Below are 21,471 nucleotides of genomic sequence, written 5' to 3' on the forward strand. Positions count from 1 at the left end.
TAAACACAAATGAATCCTTTCTTTTTCCAATAAAAAACTGTCCCTCCTTTGAAAGAGAGACAGTTTTTAATGTCTGTAAGCGAGTTAACCACCAATAATATTGAAACCGGCATCGACATGCAATACTTCTCCAGTGATTCCGCGTGCTAAATCACTCAGGAAGAATAACGTAGCATCTCCGACATCGTCTTGATCAATGTTACGGCGCAATGGAGCTTTTTCTTCAACAACTTGTGCTTTTTCATTGAAGTTAGCCACCCCTTTTGCAGAAAGTGTACGGATAGGGCCTGCTGATACTGCATTCACACGGATTCCGTGTTTACCTACATCTTCAGCTAAGTAGCGTACGCTTGCTTCCAGAGATGCTTTGGCAACGCCCATGACATTATAGCCGGGAACGACTTGCTCTGCCCCGATATAAGTTTGTGTCACAATTGCACCGCCTTCTGTCATCAATTCCTTTGCAGCATTTGTTACTGTGACTAAGGAATAAGCGCTGATTTCTTGAGCCAGCAGGAAGCCGTCGCGGGAAGTAGTGACAAATTCATCCTGTAAATCTTCGCGTTTTGCAAAAGCAACAGAGTGAACCAAGCCATGAATGACTCCGGTTTTTTCTTTTATCTCCTGGAAAGCTTCTTTAACACTTTCATCTGATGCAACATCGCACGAGATAATCGCTTTTGGTTCTATTTCATGTTTCTCTAAAAGTTTTACTAACTTATTATAGGATCTTTCCTGCCGATTTGTAAAAATAAGATTAGCCCCGGCATTATGTAACGATTTGGTAATCCCCCATGCAATACTTCTTTCATTTGCGACACCCATTACAACAATATTTTTACCTTCTAATAGCTTTGTCATACTTTTCCTCCATTCAACATTTTACTTACTTTCTATTATAACGGATTAGTACCAGGTGATAAAGGTAAAACCTGTTTTTCTTTTTATATAGAAGAAACGAGTTGAAAAGATGAAAATTTGTATAAAATGCTATCATTAACAAAGCCTTAAAATAGGGGCTGATGGTGCTTGTGTATCTTTTTGGGAATAAAATAAAGTTTTTTTCATTTTCCTCTTTACAAACGGTTGGTTCCTCGATATAATAAAATTCGTCAGTTTGCGAGAGATATTTTCAAAAACACCTCATAGTAGCAATCATGGCCCGTTGGTCAAGTGGTTAAGACACCGCCCTTTCACGGCGGTAACACGGGTTCGAATCCCGTACGGGTCACCAATATTTTTAATAAAAAAATATATAAAGCACGCATTTTTTTGCGGCATTTACATGCATACATATTATGCTCTGGAGGATTAGCTCAGCTGGGAGAGCACCTGCCTTACAAGCAGGGGGTCGCAGGTTCGAGCCCTGCATCCTCCATCATCACGCCGGCCTAGCTCAACTGGTAGAGCAACTGACTTGTAATCAGTAGGTTGGGGGTTCAAGTCCTCTGGCCGGCACCATTTTTTATGTATAGTTATTTATAATATGGTTAACAATATGACGGAGGGGTAGCGAAGTGGCTAAACGCGGCGGACTGTAAATCCGCTCCCTCAGGGTTCGGGAGTTCGAATCTCTCCCCCTCCACCATGATTTTTGTTGGGCCATAGCCAAGCGGTAAGGCATCGGGTTTTGATCCCGTGCACCCCAGGTTCGAATCCTGGTGGCCCAGCCTTTTTTTTATGCCTTTTTTATTCTCGGCAAGATATATAATGGGAGCCATTAGCTCAGTTGGCAGAGCATCTGACTTTTAATCAGAGGGTCGAAGGTTCGAATCCTTCATGGCTCATTACAAGAATGACAAGTATAGAGCACACAGAAAAACGGGATAAGCTTATCTCGTTTTTTTCTTTATCACGGAGAACCGCCCGTAAAATTTCCGCTTCCAAATAAAGAGAGAGTAAATGTATTTTAGACGGGAGATAACGGGCGCTAACTCCCTGAATCACTCAACTAATCATTCAGTGGGAGAAAAACAAAAACTCCCACTGAATGAAGTTTCGTTTTATAGATAAGCTTTAACGAATGCTGTTTCTTTCATTTGTTTCACTGAAAAAAGACAGGGCTTGACCATCGCATCAAGTATTTGTTCTAGTAACGAAATAAACATCTTCAAAATGAAAAAACGGTGGAATTCGTGTTATAATCAAAATAGTTTCTTTTAGTACTTCGTAATAAAAAGTATATTTTTAGATATGATAAATAAAAAGGATGAGCTAGGCATGACCTCTTCAAGGATACCCGGTTTTTATAATATGACAGTAGAAGAAAGACGGGCACTATTGCGTGAAGCCTTTTCTTTAACAGAAGCTGAAACGCAGAATGTGTCTGATGCAGATGCGCTTACAGTAGGAAAAGCTGATAATATGATTGAAAATGTTATTGGCACCTATCAGCTGCCTTTTGGTTTAGGATTAAACTTTTTAGTAAATGGGAAAGAATATGTTGTGCCGATGGCTATTGAAGAAGCGTCCGTCGTTGCTTCTGCCAGCCATATTGCAAAGATTGTCAGAGAGGCTGGCGGGTTTCAAACAGAGTCGAAAGAGAGACGGATGATTGGACAGATTCAGGTTGTCGGTTGTCCGGATTTTCAAGAAGCAGAGCAACAAATCCTTCATCAAAAAGAACTTTTAATGAAAGCTGCTGATGATGCTTACCCAAGCATTGTTCGACGGGGCGGCGGTGTAAAAGATTTAGATGTCCGGATTCTCAATGAAGAGGATGCGTCGTCATATAGCAAAATGCTGGTAATGCATATCTATGTAGATACCTGTGACGCAATGGGAGCAAATATGATTAACACGATGGTAGAATCTATCGCTCCGATTGTGGAAGAAATAACAAAAGGAAAAGTATATCTGCGTATTTTATCGAATTATGCAGATCGCAGCCTTGCCACAGCTAAATGCGTGATACCTCCACATTTGTTACAGACAGGTACATTTGCTGGAGAAGAGGTAAGAGACGGTGTTATTCATGCGTATGAATTTGCTGCTTCAGACCCATATCGTGCTGTGACACATAATAAAGGAATTATGAATGGAATTGATCCTGTCGTGATAGCGACAGGCAATGATTGGCGAGCCGTAGAGGCTGGAGCGCATGCTTATGCCGCCAGAAACGGACATTATGGTTCTATGACCACATGGTCAAAAGACGAGGAAGGGAACTTAGTTGGTGAAATAGAACTGCCGATGTCTGTAGGAACGGTCGGAGGCGCGACCCGTGTGCATCCGTTGGCTGACTTCTCTTTGTCCATTATGCATATTGAATCAGCAGAGGAACTTGCGCAAGTCATTGTGGCAGTCGGTCTTGCCCAAAATCTTGGAGCGCTCAAGGCATTGGCGACAGATGGTATTCAAAAAGGGCATATGGCTCTTCATTCACGTTCTGTTGCAATAGCTGGAGGAGCAACTGGGGAGATGATTGATGTGATAGCAAAACAATTAGTAGAACAACAAGAAATCCGTGTGGGAAAAGCTGAAGAATTGGTGGAACAGTATAAAAAATGAGTAGTGCAGAAAAAGTAACAGCATCGGAGAAAACAGCTATCGGCATAGCTCATAGTAAGGTCATTTTAATTGGAGAGCATGCGGTTGTACACGGACAGCCGGCAATTGCTATTCCATTTCCTTTGATCGGTGTAGAGACGGAGATTGAGTACGTTCCAGGAACGGTGAAAATGGATAGTACTTTTTATCATGGTCCATTGCAGCATGCTCCGAAAGAGTTGGAAGGGATTGTGGAATGTGTTTCCAAATCTTGTGAATATCTTGGGATTCCTTATAAAGATTTGCTGATACGGATTAATTCTTCTGTGCCTCCGGGGAAAGGGCTTGGATCCAGTGCATCTGTAGCTATTTCTGTTATCCGATCTTTATTCCATTATTGTGAGAGGGAATGTTCGCCAGAAGACTTGCTGAAATTAGCAAATGTGGCAGAAACCTATGCACACGGAGCGCCTAGTGGATTGGACACTTTGACCATTACTTCGGACAAACCGGTATGGTATAAAAAGGACAATCCTGTAGAACACATTGAATTAGGAGAAGACCTTCATTTTATTGTGGCAGATTCCGGCAGATTTGGAGATACTCGTACTTCGGTTGAATCTGTAGCAAATTTATTAAAAACAGCTCCACATCGTATCCATTCTAAAATAGAGCGGATCGGGGAGTTAACGCATCATGCAAAAGAAGCTTTAGAAAAAGCGAGTAAGCAGTTTTTAGGGCAACTGCTAAATGAAGCACAAAAAGAATTGGAAACATTAGGCGTAAGTGATGCTGGATTAAATAAATTAATCCGTTTTGCCCGTGAAGAAGGAGCTTTAGGGGCAAAATTAACAGGCGGCGGAAATGGCGGCTGTATCATTGCCCTTGCGCAAAATGAAGTTCATTCCAAGCAACTGGCAGAAAAATTACGCCGGTTTGGCGCAGCAGCGGTCTGGCCATTTGTTTTAAAGAAATAAAAGGTCATTTCATTCCGTACAAGTTTTTTCATTGCTTACAGCTGCGTGTAATGGGATAACAGAATGATTCAGGGATTGCAGATAGAAAAGGGGATTCAAATATGAAAGCAACAGCAAGAGCACATACGAATATCGCTTTAATTAAGTACTGGGGAAAGCGGAACGAGTCATTGATTCTTCCTGCAAATAGCAACCTTTCCGTGACATTAGATGGTTTTTCCACAGAGACAACAGTGCATTTTCAGGAACACCTGACAGAGGATTCCTTTATCTTAAATGAACAAAGCGCAGAAGAAGATGCACGCACAAAGATAGCGGTATTTTTAGATAAGGTACGAGCTCTTTCTGGAAAGGAAATCTATGCACAGGTTCAATCTGTGAATCATGTTCCTACTGCTGCCGGGTTTGCTTCCTCTGCTTCCGGTCTTGCGGCATTGGCTGCGGCAAGTACCAAAGCAATCGGGCTTTCCTTGGAGGACAGGGAATTATCAAGATTGGCCCGTCAAGGTTCCGGATCTGCTTCCCGCTCCATCTATGGAGGTTTTGTGGAATGGCAAATGGGAGAACGTGAAGACGGTTTGGATTCATATGCTATTCAAGTTGCTGATGCGTCTCATTGGAATATCCGCATTGCTGCAGTGGTTTTGTCCAAAACAGTGAAAAAGGTTTCAAGCAGAGAGGGGATGCGTCGAACCATAGATACCTCTCCTTTTTATGCCGGCTGGCTGGAGCAAACAGCAAAGGATTTGCAGGAAATAAAACAGGCTATTGCTGATAAAGATTTTGAGAAAATGGGGAGCGTTACGGAGGCAAACTGTTTGCGAATGCATGCAACGACCTTAGGAGCGAATCCGCCTTTTACTTATTGGCAAGATAACACGATGCGGGTGATGCAGACGGTACAGGGCTTGAGAGAACAAGGAATTCCTGCCTTCTTTACGATTGATGCCGGACCAAATGTAAAAGTGCTGTATCTTCCGGAAGATGAAGATAAAATAAAAACACGTCTCAATGCAGTAGAAGGCGTTGAAGATATTATTATTAGCAAACCAGGAAGCGGAATCAGTTATATGTAAGGAGGGAGAATATGGCGGTCAAATCAATCACAGTCAAAGTACCGGGGAAATTAATGATAGCGGGAGAGTTTGCCGTATTAGAGCCTTACCAGGACCTGGCAGTGATGGCTGTTAACCGATTTGTCTATGCAACAGTATCGGAAGCGGATAGTCACCAGTTGACGTTATCGGACTTTTCCCTTCATAAGGTTCCTTGGTCATGGCGAGAGACAGATATACATATTGAATCAGATGATTCCCGGTTGTCTTTTGTAAAGGACGCACTCCGGGTTACTTATCGTTATTTGGAAGAACAAGGTTTGCCTGTCCGCCCAATGCATGTATCTACGCGCAGTGAATTAGACGATGCTTCTGGAGTGAAATATGGTTTAGGCTCGAGTGCAGCTATTGTTACGTCTATTGTAGCAGGAGTATTGCGTTTTCAGGCTCCTGAATTGGCTGAAAAAGATACGATTTTTCGCTTGTCTGCGTTATCTCATGTGATAACACAAGGAAATGGATCAGGCGCAGATATAGCAGCATCTACTTATGGCGGGTTGTTGCAATTTTCTTCCTTTCAGGCTGATTGGCTGTTAGAAGCATACCGTGAAGCGGATTCTATTTCTGAAGTCGTGGCGAAGGATTGGAAGTATTATAAAACCAATCCAATTACTTTACCTGCCAATGTTTATTTTTGTGTGGGCTGGACAGGCAGTGCTGCATCGACGAAAGATTTAGTGAATCAGGTTAGTTTATTAAAAGTAAATAACGCAACAGCCTATCAGACCTTTCTGCAAGATAGTAAACAAGCTGTCACTCAATTTTTGACAGGTGCTGAAAATAATGCTTCCTGCCAATTGTTTGAAGGGATAAAGGCAAATCGGAAAGCTTTGAATCAAGTAGGAAAAGCAGCTGATACAAATATTGAAACCCCGGATTTAGCAGTCTTATGCCGTCTAGCAGAAGACTTGGGAGGTGCTGGAAAGCCTTCCGGAGCTGGAGGCGGTGATTGTGGTATTGCTTTTATGCCTTCCAAGGAAGCAGCAGAACAATTAGCAGATGCTTGGGAGAAAGCCGGTATTAAAGCATTGACACTGTCTCCATTTATAGGCGGAGAAATAGTGATTGAAGAAAAGGAAACAAGTTAAAAGATGCATAGGAGAAAGTATAATGAAGAACCGCTTTGCAATACGTCGCATTGTAAATCGGTTTTTTTATTTGGAATTGAGATGAAAGAAACACCGTTACTATCTTTCAAATATTTTTAAGTTTCTTATAAAAAATGAAAATGATTAATGAAGTGTGGAGAAAAATAAGATATTATTATCATAGATATATATTTAATTGGAGAAAAGTACATATAGATGATTGTGGAGAAACCTTGTCACAAAAAAAGACATACAGGACATGTCTTTAAAAATAGGCATACGTATCTATCTAAGAAGGTTTTTTTAAATAAGCATAAATTAATGCATCCAGCTTTTCGCTTTTCGTTAAAACAGATTCGGAGTCTAATCCGTATTCTTCGGATAACGCCAGCATTTCTTGTCTGCATGCTTCAATTTCAGTAAATAATGTCTTTTTGTCCACAAATTTCACTCCTTTTTTAGTATACTTATCATTAGATATACCCTGCCCAAGAAAAAATAAACATTCTTTTTTTAAGTGAAACCTTACAAGCGGTTGTTTCGTATAGAGAGTACCGCATCATGCGGAGGTAATGAAATGGACCAATTTATAAAGAAACAAATTATACAAGTAAAAAAAGGGGATCAGTCTGCTTTTTCAGATGTAGTAACCTTTTATCAAGATAAAATATACCGGCATTGTTATCGTATGCTTGGTAATAAGCACGAAGCGGAAGATATTGCACAAGAAGCATTTATACGTGCGTATGTGAATATTGATTCATTTGATGAGAATAGAAAGTTCTCGACATGGTTATACCGTATCGCTACCAATTTAACGATTGACCGTATGCGCAAGCGTAAACCGGATTTTCACCTTGATGCGGAAGTGAAGGGAACAGATGGTTTGGATATGTATTCGCAGCTTGCCAGTACAGAGCGTCTTCCAGGAGAAGAAGCCGAAAGCAGAGAGTTGAAACGGTATATTCACCATGAAATTTCGCAGCTTCCATCTAGATATCGAAGTATTATCATGCTCCGGTATTTAGAAGAATTTTCACTAAAGGAGATTAGTGAAATTCTTGATGTTCCTCTTGGTACGGTGAAAACGCGAATTCATCGTGGGAGAGAGGCTTTAAGAAAGAGGCTTCGACATGTGTAAAGGAGCGTGCTTGATGTGAGTTGTAATGAAAAATATATAAAAATAATGCATGATTATTTAGATGGAGATATTTCCGCAGAAGATGAAAGCTTACTTAAAAAACATCTGGAGGATTGTGAAGAATGTCAGAAGCATTTTCACGAACTGAATCGAACCATTACTTTCATTCAAAGTGCAGAACGAATCGAAGCGCCCAATGGTTTTACCGACAATGTTATGAAACATTTGCCTACAGAGAAGAAATCTATGAAGTACAAGCGATGGTTTAAACACCATCCAATCTTAGTCGCAGCAGCGATTTTTTTCTTGTTAATGGTGGGCAGTCTTTCTTCTACGTTTAATCAGGGAACCGATCAACTCGTTGTTTCTGCCCAAGAAGAGCTGATTGTTGATGGCGATACAGTAGTTGTTCCAGAAGGTGTTACTGTTCCAGGCGATGTCTATGTAAAAAACGGTGATTTATTAGTGCTTGGAACAATTGATGGAAATGTCACCCTGTTTAATGGCGAATTGGTAGATGGTGAATCAGAGCTTGAAGGCGGCGGTCTGATGGCGTCAGCAGGAGGCGTAAATGGCGAATTGGAGACCGTTGACCGTTCGTTCGAGTGGGTTTGGTATCATATAAAGCATTTTGTTAAAGGATTAATTTCATTTTAAAAAGATGTTCAAATAGATAGGACAGGAGAAAAGGGAGCTGTATAGTGCTCTCTTTTTCGTTAGGAGAAGAAGGGGTTACTACCAAAGTTATGATATATAACATCAGAAAAAAACGAAAAAGAATCAACAACAGACAGGTCTGTTTTTTTAAATTTATGATATAATAAGTACCGACTGTAAATTTGTTCATAATAATACAATCGGTTGTTGTAAAAATAAACAGGTTATTCTATTGGGTAAAGGATGTGTGCGCATGCTTGATGGGGGATTTGACATTTTAAATCTGCTGCGAATTGGCGTTGATATCGCTCTCGTCTGGTATGTATTATATAAATTAATCATGCTGATCAGAGGAACAAAAGCTATTCAGCTGTTAAAGGGAATAGCGGTTGTATTGGTTGTATGGGGTGTAAGTATGCTGTTAAGCTTGCAAACTGTACAATTTATCACCGGCCAAGTAATTTCTTGGGGAGTTATCGTAATTGTTATTTTATTCCAGCCGGAATTGCGGAGAGCGCTGGAACAGCTGGGACGAGGGAACATATTTGCCAGATCTGGCAGTTCTGAAGAAGAAATTATACAAAATGAAATTGAGGCAATTGTTACATCTTGTAATTATATGGGAAAAAGAAGAATTGGTGCGCTAATCTCTATTGAAAGGGAAACAGGGATTGGTGATTATGCAGAAACAGGCATTCCGATTAATGGAAAGCTTACGCACCAGCTTTTGACAAACATATTTACACCGAACACACCGTTGCACGACGGTGCGGTGATTATAAAAAATGAAGAGATTACTGCTGCAGCATGCTACCTTCCTTTATCGGAGAGCCCGTTTATTTCAAAGGAGCTGGGCACGAGGCATCGTGCAGCGATGGGAATAAGTGAAGTAACTGATGCGTTGACAATTGTTGTCTCTGAAGAAACAGGTTTTATTTCCTGTACGAAAAACGGGGAATTACATCGTGATATTAATGAAGAAAAATTAAGGGAAATGCTGCTAACACACTTGTCAATTGTACCAAAATCCTCTGATAAAAAATTATGGAAATGGGGGAATGGTAAACGTGGATAATTGGTTTAAGAGTAAATGGTTTGTCCGTATTCTTTCTTTAGCCTTTGCCGTCACCCTTTATGCTTTCGTCAATGTGTCAGAAACACCAAATTCTGATGCAACTTTCTCTAGATCCACCAGCTCCACAGAGGTTTTGGACCAGGTCCCTGTGGATATAGATATTGATCGCGAACGGTATGTTGTCAGCGGGGTTCCAGAAGAAGTGCAAATAAGCTTGGAAGGGACGCCTGCCAATGTGACACCACTATTGCTTCAGCGTAATTTTGATGTGTTTGTTGACTTAGAAGGATTAGAAGAAGGCACGCACGTTGTGGAATTACAACATAACATTACAGGTGATGTGGAAGCATTTATTGAACCAAAGACGGTAGAAGTCACGATTGAAGAGCGCGCATCACAAGAGTTCACGGTAACCCCTGATTTCATTAATCAGGATAGGATGGCAGACGGTCATGAAGTCGTTGACTACAGTATTGACCCTGAAACAGTGTCCATTACGAGCTCCAGGGAAGTGATTGAAGCCATTGGCGCAGTAAAGGTCTATGTGAATATGGAGGATGTAGATTCTTCCATTGATAATCGGGAACTTCCGGTGAATGTGTATGACGTTCAGGGAAATGAATTAAATGTCGGAATGGAACCGGAAAGTATTCAAGTTTCTGTTGATGTAGATAATCCAAGCAAATCGGTGCCGCTTTCTGTAGAGACTACAGGAGAATTGGAAGAAGATCTAGAACTGGACTCTATTACCGCAAATGAAGAGGAAGTAGAGATTTTCTCTCAAAGTGATGTGTTGGAAGATGTTTCAGAAGTAAGTACCGAACCATTAGACTTATCTGAAATTGAAGAATCCGGAACAGTGGAAGTACCGCTGGATTTACCGGAAGAGGTACAAGCACCTGACGCAGAAGAAGTGGAAGTAGAGGTTGAAGTGGAAGGAACAAATGAATTTGAAAATGTATCTTTAGAGGAAGAAGGTTTAGCAAATGGACTGGAGACTTCTTATACAGACCCTGAGCTGAATGTAGAAATAACAGGGGATGCCTCGGAGGTAAATGATGTAACGGCAGACGACGTTCAGGCTACACTGGATTTATCAGATTTGGAAGCGGGAGCACATGATGTGCCTATTGACATTGAAGCTCCAGATAATGTAACAGCCACAAGCAATGTAGAAGAAGTAACGGTTGAAATAACGGACCCGGCTCAAGCCGAAGAATAGTTGTATATTGGATGGTCAAAGGAGAGAGATAAAAAATGGGTAAATTTTTTGGAACAGACGGGGTCAGAGGAGTAGCGAATGAAGGGCTGACTCCTGAAATGGCATTTAAGCTCGGCCGGTTTGGCGGTTATGCTTTAACAAAAGACAATGATAAGCCGCGTGTTCTAATCGGCAGAGACACCCGTATTTCCGGATACATGCTGGAAGGTGCGTTGATTGCGGGTTTATTATCAACAGGTGTTGAAGCGATGCGGCTTGGTGTTATCTCCACCCCGGGTGTTGCTTATTTAACAAAGGCAATGAGTGCGCAGGCAGGTGTGATGATATCTGCATCTCATAATCCTGTAGAAGATAACGGTATTAAATTCTTTGGATCGGACGGTTTTAAATTGACCGATGATCAAGAAGCAGAAATCGAAACTCTATTAGAAAAAGAAGTGGATGATTTACCTCGTCCGACTGGCGCTGCTATTGGTTCCGTAAGTGATTACTTTGAAGGCAGACAAAAATATCTGTCCTTCTTAAAGGATACGATTGATAATGATTTTGACGGTTTACGTATTGCAGTGGATTGTGCGCATGGAGCGACATCCAGTCTGGCTACACATCTATTCGCGGATTTAGAAGCAGATATTCACTCCATGGGCTCTTCTCCAAACGGGTTGAATATTAATGACGGTGTTGGTTCTACACAACCGGAACGTCTACAACAGTTTGTGCTCGATAAAGAAGTGGATGTTGGTCTGGCATTTGACGGCGACGGAGACCGATTAATCGCAGTGGATGAAAAAGGAAGGCTGGTAGACGGCGATAAAATCATGTTCATCTGCGCAAAATACTTAAGTGAAATTGGTATGCTGCGTGAGAACACGGTGGTGTCTACGGTGATGAGTAATCTAGGCTTTTATAAAGCATTGGAAGAAGCAGGTTTAAAAAGTGAAAAAACAGCAGTTGGCGACCGTTATGTTATGGAAGAAATGCGCAAAAACGGCTATAATTTAGGTGGAGAACAATCTGGTCACATTATCTTTTTAAATTATATTACAACAGGCGACGGACTTCTCTCTGCATTACAACTTGTGAATGTTGTCCGGGAATCAGGAAAGCCCTTATCTGAACTGGCTGATGAAATGACTATCTTTCCACAGACATTGGTCAATGTCCGGGTCGTTGATAAAAATGAGGCGCTGACCAGCCCGATTGTTTTAGATGAGGTACAAGCTGTGGAGGAAGAATTGGGCGAGAACGGCCGCGTTTTAGTGCGCCCGTCCGGAACAGAGCCGCTTGTTCGTGTTATGGTAGAAGCAAAAACAAAAGAAGATTGTCAGGCATATGCAGAACGTATTGTGAAAGTTATTGGAAACCATTTAGGGGCATAATTTAAGTATCATGTAATGCTAAAAAACGCATGGGTGGAAGCATCCATGCGTTTTTTGAGTTGGTACCCCTGATTATGTCGCCCTTCATATAAAGACGCGAATTCTGTATTAACTAAAAATCACGTCTTTATATTATTCCTTTCTATTTTTCTGGTTTCACTTTCGAACGACGGCGAGACATCGTTACAAATAGAGTGGTTCCAGCAAAAAGCATTAAACCTAGCCCGCTTAGGATCATGAAATGGTGGTTGGTTGCCGTATCAGGCAGGTCTCCGCCTTCGTTTTTAGATAGTTCATTTATCTCCGCTTCCGGTGCTAGTGCATCCGTTACTTCTTCTACTGTAAATGTCTCGTCCACATGAAACTGATCCGTTCCTTTGAGATCTGCAGATGATGCTCCGATGCTAACTTCATAATCTCCCTCTTCAACAATCCACGCTGATTCGTTGCTGTCAAAAGAGGCAATATCTTTCGCATCCAATTCAAAATGTACTGTTTGACTTTCTCCAGGTTGAAGTTCGTCTGTCTTATCAAAAGATTTTAGCTCTAAAGCTGGCTTCTCCAATTCTCCATCAGGTGCACTCACATACGCTTGCACGACTTCTCGTCCAGCTACGTCTCCAGTATTCTCTACGTTCGCTGTAACCGTTACCTGATCAGAAAAGTTTTCCTTATCAACAGCAATATTACTATATTCAAAGTCTGTATAAGATTGACCGTATCCAAACTCGTACGCAGGATCCATATCAAAAGTGGTGTTATAGCGATAACCAACGTAAATTCCTTCTTCGTATACGAATTCACCATACTCACTATTATCATTTGTTCCAGGGTATCGATCTGCATACGGAAGGTCACTATAATCAACTGGGAAAGTTTGCGGTAATTTACCAGACGGGTTAACTTCACCTGTTAGTACATCAGCCAGTGCATTTCCTAATTCTTGTCCTGGCTGCCATGATAACAGAATAGAATCAACCTCCTCTTCCCAGCTTGCAGTCTCAATCGGACCTTCCGTATTTAATATAGCAACAACTGGTTTTCCTTCCGCTCGGAATGCTTCAGATACAGTATTTACCATATCTTTTTGGGAATCATTTAAATAAAAATCTTCTTCATCTCGATCCGATTCATAATATCCATGCTCTGTGGCAATAGTTACAATCCCGACATCGGATTCCTGTGCTGCTTGAGCAGCTTCTTCTTCAGTTATATCCATTTCCGGTATTTGAGGCATTGTAAAGGAAGGCTCACCCTCATCTTGTGCTTCGTATTCCTCCTGTGATCTTAATTCCTCTATATAGCTGGCATACTCCTCAGATAAATCTTCATTCACAGTGATACCTGCATTTTTTAGGCCATCAATGATATTGACTTCATTTTCGGCATTAACATCGGCACTTCCTCTTCCTCCGAACATAGATTCAATTTGTGGTGTACCAAATACAGATACACTGGCATCCGTGGCGAATGGTAACGTATCATCTCTGTTTTCAAGTAATACCATGCCGTCTGCCGCTGCCTGACGAGCAACTTCACTGTTTGCGTTCAAATCCGGTTCATTAGATGGTTCATGTTCCTGGAATGCTGGCGTTTGAACGATGATATGGAGCATATCTTCAACATTCCGATCAAGAATCGATTCATCTAAGTCTCCGTTGTTTACAGCATCGATAAGTTCCTGCGCTTCCTCCTCAGAACCGGGCATAATCAAGTTTGTTCCTGATTTAATCTGGTCTACAGTATCACCTTCACTTACCCAATCCGTCACCGCAAATCCATTAAAACCCCATTCGTCTCTTAAAATGGTTGTCAAAAGATCTTCATTTTCACTCGAAAATGTACCGTTGATTTGGTTGTATGATGGCATGATAGACCACGGGTCTTCCTCTTTTACCGTCGTTTCAAAGCCCTTTAGATATATCTCTCTCAATGCGCGTTGACTGATAATAGCATCAACTTCATTATTTTCGCGTTGATTAAAAGCTGCAAAATGTTTAAGTGTTGTTCCGATACCATTTTCTTCTACTCCATTGACAAAGGATTTCGTCAATTCTCCTGTTAGTTCAGGGTCCTCTGAGTAATATTCGAAGTTCCGTGCATTTAATAAGTAACTTTGAATATTTAAACCCGGTGCTAATAGCAAATCGATGCCATACGCGCTCAATTCATCGCTTGTTGCATCGGCTACTTGGTTCACCATATCTACATCCCATGTTGCTCCTAATACAAATGGTGCTGGGAACTTGGTGGCATAATAGGTGTCATCATCATCTTCTCGTGTTGGATCTATGCTAACACCCAGTGGTCCGTCGGCCATCGTTATGGATGGAATACCAAGACGTTCAATGGCTTGTGTAGACCCAGCAGAACCTGGTATTTCACCTGAATCTCCTACAACTTCGCCATCCTCTGTATGCGCCTCCGTATTACCACCGATAAGCAAGGAGACTTTTTCTTCTACAGTCATCGCATCAATAACTTCTGGAATAGCCTCTTCTCCTGTTAATTGTGGTACATCATCTGTTGAGTTATGATTGCTTTCATTTCCGTCGTCAGCAAAAGCGACGTTACCATTTCCTGACGGAGCTAATACCGATATTCCCATCAACAATGCTAATGATATGTGCTTTACTTTACTTTTCAATCTGATCCCCTCCCATGATTAATAAATTAAAACAGTCAAATTTTATTACTTCCGATGACCTGTGCAATTTGTGACTGGAAATATTAATGCTTTGTGTTTAAACCCATTGATGTGAATCCAGATAGGTGAAGGAAATATAATCACCTCCATTTTTTTAACCGTTTTCAAAAGTGCATTACATTACTTCCTGCACATAGATACGATCCTCCTTTTTTGTATGTATACCAACACTTCTTAACATACATACACTTATGTATTTTCCTTATCCTATTTCCTTCTTCTATAATCATGCAAAAAACATGCCAATTATTCTGTGATTTTAAAAATGGTGTATAGATAACTCTGTATCAGCAAACTTATTGCATTTTACAGAAATAAAAAAACAGTAAGAAAAAGTGTGCATACTTGTGTGCACACTTTTTTCTTACTGTTTTACCATACGAAGCTTTATTTTTGATGAGAATAGGAATTCTTTTAATAACCTTACGCAAATAATTCTGGTAATTTTTATCACAAAGAAGCGTCCATAAAAGCCGCACTACAAAAAACGCATATAACACAAATTTATTTAGGCGGGAGATTAGGTGAGCTAACTCCTTGAATCACTCACCTAACAACGTTCTTTGGCCGAGAATCTGTTTTGTTTAGAACCCAAACGAATCTTCTTTTTTCTCCCGTATAAATTCTCCTGCTTCGTACGTATCTATTGTTTCTTCAACCAGATGTTCTAAACGAAGGAAGACATCATCATCCACGATTCGCTTTTGCTGAAAGCTCTTTTCTTCTATATAAACATAGGTTTGTACCATCTGTGCTTTCATATAAGCCAGGATTGGTTTTAATTGATAGTCAGCTACTAAATAATGTTTGGAAGATCCAGCGGTTATGAAAAAACTGACTGTTTTATCTCGAAACGCACCTGCAGGAAGCAAATCAAAAATATTCTTTAAGCTGGCCGGAATCGAAGCTTGAAAAACAGGGGTACCTATAATGATGACGTCTGCTTCCATTAGCTGTTTTGTTACATACCCTGTATCCCCTGCATAGTCAAGATAGTTCCGGCCATCGCTAAACTGTAGATTATAATCCTTTAAATCCATCAGCTGAAACGCTGATTCTGGATAACTTTCGCGGATTTCTTTTTCGACTGCATCCATGACTGTACGTGTTTTTGAACCGACAACGGATCCGGATAAGCCAATTATTTTCATGTGTCACTCCTCCTGTTTCTTACTTGTATACTTACGAATCGCTGGTAAAATCTCTGTGCCGATTATTTCAATGTTCTTTGCTAATTGTTCGAATGGCACACCGCCAAAGTCCATTTGCGCCAAGTAGCGCTGGTGTCCGTAAAGCTCGTGCTGATAAAGGATTTTTTCAATAATTTCCTGTGGGCTTCCCACGTTGATGACGCTCCGCTTATCTTTGGCTTGTGCAAATGCTTGTTTAGGAAACCCTTGTCCGTTAGTCATTTTCATACCTTCATTAATATAAGGGTACATTTGCTTTAATGCTTCTTGGCTGGTTTCAGCCGCATGGAAAAAGCCCGTGACGCCGACAGGAAGTTCTGTTACGTCATGTCCGTTTTTCGCTGCAGTTTCCCGATAGGCATCAATAACGTTTTTAAAAGAGGTGGCCGGCCCGCCGAGGGTAGCAAGCATCATCGGAACTCCCGCGTAACCAGCTTTCATTGCACTGGCGGGGGTCCCGCCGACAGCACGCCAAATGGGAAGCTTATTATCTTTCGGACGGGGCAGAATTTGTGCGTCTTTTAAAGCTGCACGATATTGTCCTTGCCAGTTCAGGTTTTCGTTTTCATTTATTTGCAGCAGCAGGTCAAATTTTTCTTCATATAACGCTTCATAATCCTGCACGTTATAGCCTAATAAGTCAAAGAGGCCGATCCGGGAAGCTCTGCCTGCAATAATCTCTGCACGACCATTTGCAATTAAATCAATCGTAGCAAAGTCTTCATAAACACGAACGGGGTCCGCGGTGCCGATAATGGTTGATGAACTTCCAATTTTGATTGTTTCAGTTGCCTGTGCAATGGCAGCTAACACAATACTGTGCGCTTGCGTGGCAAAGTATTCCTGATGGCTTTCGCCGACGCTGAAAATGTCCAGTCCGGCCTGTTCGGCCAATTTTGCTAAATCAATAATTTCCTGAATACGCTGTTGTGCAGAAATACGTTTCCCTGTAAAAGGGTTTGTCAGGTGATCTCCTAAAGTAAAGATACCAAATTCTATGCCTTTGTTTTGATCCATACGATATTGCTCCATGTCCCGTGCTCCTTTATATGTTAGATTTTTTCGGAACAGTATATGCTTGCTAAACTTATCATCATAAATCAATTTACTATTCCATAGGGGAAAACGCAATAAAAATAGACTGAATTAAGTATATTTCATATGTGGAAACAGCGAGAAGGAAAGGCTCGTTACTGTCTAACTTTAGCAATAATGATATAATATTGAAAATACAGATAAAAAGGAGTGCAGAAACAATGATAAAGTTTCCAAAACCGGAAGTAGAACAGTTTTTTTATACGTACAGTATTGATCATTTTCAAGTCAGCAAAGATGAGAAAAAGCTTGTTTTTTCAACTAATTTAAGCGGAAAACGTAATTTGTGGGCTTTAGATTTAAGCAAAGAGCATCCTTACCCATATCCATTTGCGCAAAAAGATGAATCTTCCTTATTTATTCAGTTTGATCCGAATGGAACTTATGTTTTAACAAGTTTTGATACGGATGGAGATGAAAATTTTCAGATTTACGCATTACCTCCAGAAGGGGGATTGCCGCAACCGCTGATTACGGGAGAAGAGAATGAAAAATACTTATTTGCACATCTGAGTAAAGACGGGAAACGTATTTATTATAATACGTCTGAAAATAATCCAAGCTTTTTAAATACACGTGTACGTCACTTAGATACGGATAAGGATGAGCTTTTAACAGAAGGAGAAGAAGCGCCGACGACACTGGCAGCTGTATCCGAAGATGAAGAAACATTGGTATATGAAAGTATGTTTGCAAACACATATAACAATCTTTTCATCCAAAAAGAAGGGGAAAAAGTGTATCTGACTCCAAATCCGAAAAAGGTGCATGTATCCTATGAACCGGTTTTCACGGATAATCACAGTATTTATTTTCCGACGGATTTTGATAGGGAATATATGTATCTTGCCAAATATGACACCGAGCGAGAGACATTTTCAAAGGTGCTGGAATTGGCGGATGAGTCTATTGAAGTCATCAGATATGATAACGCCTCCGATTCCTTATATATGGTAACGGCAAAAGGGGTGGAAGATAAGCTTTACCAGTATAAACTGTCATCTGAAGAGCTGAAAGAAATTACCACGCCTTTTGATTTGATTGATCAGCTGACTGTAACAGATTCAGGAGCTGTTTATATCCTGGGCGGCTCCGCAGTGAATCCGGATAATATTTACCGTCTGACAGATAGGGGAAAGTGGGAACAGCTTACAGACAATCGTGTTTTAGGTGTATCCGAAGAGGGGCTTGTTGATCCTGAAATGGTAACATATACTTCTTTTGACGGAATGAAAATCGAATCATTGCTGTTTCGGGCAAAACCAGAAAATGCAAATGGCTATACGGTGTTCTGGCCGCATGGCGGTCCACAGGCTGCAGAACGGAAATTTTTCCGTGCTATGTTTCAAAGCATTCTCAACCGCGGGTACCATATTTTTGCACCGAACTTTCGCGGCAGTACGGGATACGGTTCTTCTTTTGTCAAACTCGTGGAGCAGGATTGGGGTCACGGACCGCGCCTAGATAATGTAGAAGGTATCAAATGGTTATTCGATCAAAACATTTCCGACCCGGATCATCTATTCTTAGTAGGAGGAAGCTATGGCGGCTATATGGCACTTCTCCTGCACGGACGTCATCCAGAGTATTTTAAAGCAGTGATTGATATCTTTGGACCGTCTGATTTATTTACATTTATCAATTCGGTACCGCCGCATTGGAAGCCAATTATGGAAAGATGGCTTGGTGACCCGGATCGGGATAAGGAACGTTTTGTAACAGACTCTCCAGTGACCTACCTGGAAACGATGACCAAACCGATGCTGGTTATACAAGGAGCCAAAGATCCGCGTGTCGTGAAGGAAGAATCGGATCAAATTGTGCAGAAACTGCAGGATGAAGGACGAGATGTACAGTATCTGGTACTGGAAGATGAAGGGCATGGCTTTTCGAAAAAGGAAAATGAGATTAAAGTATATAAGCGGATGTTAGATTTTATGGAAGAGCATAAGTAAGCAAGACATCATGAGCAGAGCTCTGGGTGAGGGAAGTGCTCATTCCAGAGAGCTGCTGATGATTTTTAGTATCGGAAGCAATCCATTTTCCTTTTTTTCAGTGTCATTTATTACTTCTATACAGCCATTTGTGTAGATATTGCAACATTTTTATGATGATTTCATAAACTGTCTTATCGGAGAGGAAGAAAAAGGTTGACCTTGCATATTACTTTCCGATAGAATATAGAAAGTTCTTGTTTTCCAAATGAAAACGTCCGTTTGACAAGAACAAATAAAAAGAGAGGAGCAGGAGAAAGTAAAAGGAACTATAATCTAAAGCGCCAGGACTATTCTGCGGACGGATGGGAAGAATAGTTGACGAGGTCGGAGGTTATCGAATTATTCGGCGGGTGCCTCCCGGCTGTGCATCGCAGTTGCTGCTTTACCTTTAAACCAGTAGGGTGACCTATTGTACAAAGAGGTAAGGAACGATGTCTTAAAATGTAAATACAAACACGAGAAAGGGGCAGTACAAAGGCCCCTTCGCTTTGAATCGGTCTTTTGTATCTGCCCCTTCCAACAAGGAGGACATCGACATGTGCGGAATCGTCGGTTATATTGGACAAAATGATACGAAAGAAATTTTATTAACAGGCTTGGAAAAATTAGAATATCGCGGATATGACTCTGCAGGTATTGCTACTTTAGGTGAAAATGGCGTACACGTAACGAAAGTAAAAGGACGTATCGCAGCGTTGCGTGAAGAAGTAGATAACAAAAATGATGCTACGATTGGTATTGGTCATACCCGCTGGGCTACGCATGGTGTGCCAAGTGTGCAAAACGCACATCCACATCAGAGCGCAACAGGACGTTTTACCATTGTGCATAATGGCGTTATTGAAAACTATGTAGCTCTAAAGAAAGAGTACTTGGAAGATGTTGACTTTGGAAGTGAAACAGACACAGAGGTAATCGTACAGCTTATTGAAAAACTTTTTGAAAAGCATAAAAGTACAAAAAAAGCATTTGGAGAAGCAATGAGCTTGTTGAAAGGTTCTTATGCTATCGGTTTGATTGATGCAGAAGATCCAGACACTTTGTATGTATCCAAAAATAAAAGTCCGTTGCTGGTTGGGTTAGGAGAAGGATTCAATCTGATTGCCAGCGATGCCATGGCTACCTTAAAAGAAACGAACGAATACTTGGAGATCTATGATAAAGAAATTGTACTGGTGAACCGCAGCTTTGTGGAAGTACAGACATTAGATGGAGAAGTTCTTGAACGGAAGCCATTCATAACGGAAATTGATGCAAATGATACAGAAAAAGGAACATACCCGCACTTTATGCTGAAGGAGATTGATGAGCAGCCAATTGTGATGCGCAATATTATTCGTGAATACCAAAATGATAAAGGCGAATTAAAGTTAGATAAAGATATTCGCAAGGCTATGCAAAAAACGGACCGCATTTATATCATTGCAGCAGGAACCAGCTATCATGCCGGATTAGTTGGAAAAGAGTTTCTGGAAAAGCTCTCGAACATTCCTGTAGAAGTACATGTGGCAAGTGAATTTTCTTATAACATGCCGTTGCTGTCTGACAAACCATTATTTATCTTCATTTCCCAAAGCGGGGAAACAGCAGATAGCCGTGCCGTATTAGTTAAAATTAAAGAATTAGGACATCCAGCACTGACATTAACAAATGTACCTGGATCAACCCTTTCTCGTGAAGCGAATTACACATTACCTTTACACGCTGGTCCAGAAATTGCTGTAGCTTCCACAAAAGCATATACAGCACAAATTGCTGTTTTAGCAGTTCTTGCGGTGGACGCAGCGAAAGCAAAAGGTATTAAATTAGATTTTGATCCATTACAGGAGCTTGCTATTGTAGCGAATGCAATGGAAGTTATTACAAACCAAAAAGAAGAGCTTGAACAGTTAGCAAGAGATTATTTTGCTAGCACACCTAATGCATTCTATATTGGCCGCAGTACCGATTATCATGTGGCACAGGAAGCAGCATTGAAGTTGAAAGAGATCTCTTATATCCAAGCAGAAGGTTTTGCTGGAGGAGAGCTAAAGCATGGTACCATTGCCTTAATTGAAGATGGTACACCGGTTATTGCTTTAACGACACAAGAGAATGTCAACTACTCTATTCGCGGGAACGTGCAAGAAGTTGTTGCACGCGGTGCGAATGCACTTATTATCAGCTCAAAAGGTTTAGAGCAGGATGAGGATGCATTTGTATTGCCGCCAGTTCATGAGTTGCTAACGCCATTGGTAAGTGTTGTTCCAATGCAGCTATTGGCTTATTATGCGGCGTTGCATCGTGATTGTGATGTGGATAAACCGCGGAATTTGGCGAAGAGTGTTACGGTGGAGTAG

General features: G+C 41.0%; 16 protein-coding genes and 6 tRNA genes. 17 read left to right on the top strand and 5 right to left on the bottom strand.

Features of this window, described 5'->3' with window-relative positions:
- Positions 1-84 precede the first annotated feature (84 nt).
- The gene (gene fabI, locus ACFQ19_RS13540) at positions 85-861 is read right to left on the bottom strand and encodes an enoyl-ACP reductase FabI (RefSeq protein WP_379592946.1); all 777 of its coding nucleotides are present in this window, start codon (positions 859-861) and stop codon (positions 85-87) included.
- 298 nt (positions 862-1,159) lie between these two features.
- Here fabI and ACFQ19_RS13545 point away from each other — a divergent pair.
- From ACFQ19_RS13545 to ACFQ19_RS13590, 10 genes are all read left to right on the top strand, one after another.
- Positions 1,160-1,234 (top strand) — tRNA-Glu (locus ACFQ19_RS13545).
- Between the two features lie 71 nt (positions 1,235-1,305).
- Positions 1,306-1,378, top strand: a tRNA-Val gene (locus ACFQ19_RS13550).
- Between the two features lie 7 nt (positions 1,379-1,385).
- A tRNA-Thr gene (locus ACFQ19_RS13555) sits at positions 1,386-1,461 on the top strand.
- Between the two features lie 42 nt (positions 1,462-1,503).
- A tRNA-Tyr gene (locus ACFQ19_RS13560) sits at positions 1,504-1,588 on the top strand.
- A gap of 10 nt (positions 1,589-1,598) precedes the next feature.
- Positions 1,599-1,670: transfer RNA gene (locus ACFQ19_RS13565), tRNA-Gln, on the top strand.
- A 44-nt stretch (positions 1,671-1,714) separates the two neighbouring features.
- Positions 1,715-1,787, top strand: a tRNA-Lys gene (locus ACFQ19_RS13570).
- A 433-nt stretch (positions 1,788-2,220) separates the two neighbouring features.
- Positions 2,221-3,510 carry a hydroxymethylglutaryl-CoA reductase, degradative gene (locus ACFQ19_RS13575; protein WP_379592948.1) on the top strand — a complete coding sequence of 430 codons (1,290 nt, stop codon included), beginning with the start codon at positions 2,221-2,223 and terminating at the stop codon, positions 3,508-3,510.
- Positions 3,507-4,466 carry a mevalonate kinase gene (gene mvk, locus ACFQ19_RS13580; RefSeq protein ID WP_379592950.1) on the top strand — a complete coding sequence of 320 codons (960 nt, stop codon included), beginning with the start codon at positions 3,507-3,509 and terminating at the stop codon, positions 4,464-4,466. The genes ACFQ19_RS13575 and mvk overlap by 4 nt, the downstream gene beginning before the upstream one ends.
- A 101-nt stretch (positions 4,467-4,567) precedes the next feature.
- Positions 4,568-5,542, top strand: a complete 975-nt coding sequence (mvaD, locus tag ACFQ19_RS13585; protein WP_379592952.1) for a diphosphomevalonate decarboxylase — start codon at positions 4,568-4,570, stop codon at positions 5,540-5,542.
- 11 nt (positions 5,543-5,553) lie between these two features.
- The gene (locus tag ACFQ19_RS13590; protein ID WP_379592954.1) at positions 5,554-6,669 is read left to right on the top strand and encodes a phosphomevalonate kinase; all 1,116 of its coding nucleotides are present in this window, start codon (positions 5,554-5,556) and stop codon (positions 6,667-6,669) included.
- A 289-nt stretch (positions 6,670-6,958) separates the two neighbouring features.
- Here ACFQ19_RS13590 and ACFQ19_RS13595 read toward each other — a convergent pair whose 3' ends face one another.
- Positions 6,959-7,111: a Spo0E family sporulation regulatory protein-aspartic acid phosphatase gene (locus tag ACFQ19_RS13595; protein ID WP_379592956.1), complete on the bottom strand. Its 153-nt coding sequence runs from the start codon at positions 7,109-7,111 to the stop codon at positions 6,959-6,961.
- 135 nt (positions 7,112-7,246) lie between these two features.
- Here ACFQ19_RS13595 and sigW point away from each other — a divergent pair, with 135 nt between their 5' ends.
- The 5 genes from sigW to glmM all read left to right on the top strand — a co-directional run bounded on the left by sigW (position 7,247) and on the right by glmM (position 12,143).
- Positions 7,247-7,810, top strand: coding sequence for an RNA polymerase sigma factor SigW (gene sigW / locus ACFQ19_RS13600; protein WP_379592958.1), 564 nt, complete (start codon positions 7,247-7,249; stop codon positions 7,808-7,810).
- A gap of 15 nt (positions 7,811-7,825) precedes the next feature.
- A complete protein-coding gene (rsiW, locus tag ACFQ19_RS13605; RefSeq protein ID WP_379592960.1) occupies positions 7,826-8,467 on the top strand; it encodes an anti-sigma-W factor RsiW in 642 nt (213 codons plus the stop codon).
- A gap of 253 nt (positions 8,468-8,720) precedes the next feature.
- Positions 8,721-9,542, top strand: coding sequence for a diadenylate cyclase CdaA (cdaA, locus tag ACFQ19_RS13610; protein WP_379592962.1), 822 nt, complete (start codon positions 8,721-8,723; stop codon positions 9,540-9,542).
- Positions 9,535-10,764: a CdaR family protein gene (locus ACFQ19_RS13615; RefSeq protein ID WP_379592964.1), complete on the top strand. Its 1,230-nt coding sequence runs from the start codon at positions 9,535-9,537 to the stop codon at positions 10,762-10,764. The genes cdaA and ACFQ19_RS13615 overlap by 8 nt, the downstream gene beginning before the upstream one ends.
- Positions 10,765-10,799: 35 nt before the next feature.
- Positions 10,800-12,143 (top strand): phosphoglucosamine mutase, encoded by a 1,344-nt coding sequence (gene glmM, locus ACFQ19_RS13620; RefSeq protein WP_379592966.1) that lies wholly within the window; start codon positions 10,800-10,802, stop codon positions 12,141-12,143.
- A 142-nt stretch (positions 12,144-12,285) separates the two neighbouring features.
- Here the strand turns inward: glmM and ACFQ19_RS13625 are convergent, their stop codons facing one another.
- The 3 genes from ACFQ19_RS13625 to ACFQ19_RS13635 form a co-directional block, all read right to left on the bottom strand.
- Positions 12,286-14,790 (bottom strand): beta-glucosidase, encoded by a 2,505-nt coding sequence (locus ACFQ19_RS13625; protein WP_379592968.1) that lies wholly within the window; start codon positions 14,788-14,790, stop codon positions 12,286-12,288.
- A 644-nt stretch (positions 14,791-15,434) separates the two neighbouring features.
- Positions 15,435-16,001 carry an NADPH-dependent FMN reductase gene (locus ACFQ19_RS13630; RefSeq protein WP_379592970.1) on the bottom strand — a complete coding sequence of 189 codons (567 nt, stop codon included), beginning with the start codon at positions 15,999-16,001 and terminating at the stop codon, positions 15,435-15,437.
- Positions 16,002-16,004: 3 nt separating this feature from the next.
- Positions 16,005-17,072 carry an LLM class flavin-dependent oxidoreductase gene (locus ACFQ19_RS13635; RefSeq protein WP_379592972.1) on the bottom strand — a complete coding sequence of 356 codons (1,068 nt, stop codon included), beginning with the start codon at positions 17,070-17,072 and terminating at the stop codon, positions 16,005-16,007.
- Between the two features lie 224 nt (positions 17,073-17,296).
- On the opposite strand from ACFQ19_RS13635, the gene ACFQ19_RS13640 reads away from it, so the two are divergent.
- Both ACFQ19_RS13640 and glmS read left to right on the top strand, forming a co-directional pair.
- Positions 17,297-19,090: a S9 family peptidase gene (locus tag ACFQ19_RS13640; RefSeq protein WP_379592974.1), complete on the top strand. Its 1,794-nt coding sequence runs from the start codon at positions 17,297-17,299 to the stop codon at positions 19,088-19,090.
- A 578-nt stretch (positions 19,091-19,668) separates the two neighbouring features.
- A complete protein-coding gene (gene glmS, locus ACFQ19_RS13645; protein ID WP_379592976.1) occupies positions 19,669-21,471 on the top strand; it encodes a glutamine--fructose-6-phosphate transaminase (isomerizing) in 1,803 nt (600 codons plus the stop codon).

The organism is Oceanobacillus locisalsi (genome assembly GCF_042675985.1).
In the GTDB taxonomy this organism is placed as follows: domain Bacteria; phylum Bacillota; class Bacilli; order Bacillales; family Amphibacillaceae; genus Oceanobacillus; species Oceanobacillus locisalsi.

Coding starts and splice junctions, on each gene's coding strand:
- ACFQ19_RS13640 (WP_379592974.1), top strand. CDS start 17,297: ATGATAAAGTTTCCAAAACCGGAAGTAGAACAGTTTTTTTATACGTAC.
- cdaA (WP_379592962.1), top strand. CDS start 8,721: ATGCTTGATGGGGGATTTGACATTTTAAATCTGCTGCGAATTGGCGTT.
- ACFQ19_RS13575 (WP_379592948.1), top strand. CDS start 2,221: ATGACCTCTTCAAGGATACCCGGTTTTTATAATATGACAGTAGAAGAA.
- fabI (WP_379592946.1), bottom strand. CDS start 861: ATGACAAAGCTATTAGAAGGTAAAAATATTGTTGTAATGGGTGTCGCA.
- mvaD (WP_379592952.1), top strand. CDS start 4,568: ATGAAAGCAACAGCAAGAGCACATACGAATATCGCTTTAATTAAGTAC.
- glmS (WP_379592976.1), top strand. CDS start 19,669: ATGTGCGGAATCGTCGGTTATATTGGACAAAATGATACGAAAGAAATT.
- ACFQ19_RS13635 (WP_379592972.1), bottom strand. CDS start 17,072: ATGGAGCAATATCGTATGGATCAAAACAAAGGCATAGAATTTGGTATC.
- sigW (WP_379592958.1), top strand. CDS start 7,247: ATGGACCAATTTATAAAGAAACAAATTATACAAGTAAAAAAAGGGGAT.
- ACFQ19_RS13590 (WP_379592954.1), top strand. CDS start 5,554: ATGGCGGTCAAATCAATCACAGTCAAAGTACCGGGGAAATTAATGATA.
- mvk (WP_379592950.1), top strand. CDS start 3,507: ATGAGTAGTGCAGAAAAAGTAACAGCATCGGAGAAAACAGCTATCGGC.
- glmM (WP_379592966.1), top strand. CDS start 10,800: ATGGGTAAATTTTTTGGAACAGACGGGGTCAGAGGAGTAGCGAATGAA.
- ACFQ19_RS13630 (WP_379592970.1), bottom strand. CDS start 16,001: ATGAAAATAATTGGCTTATCCGGATCCGTTGTCGGTTCAAAAACACGT.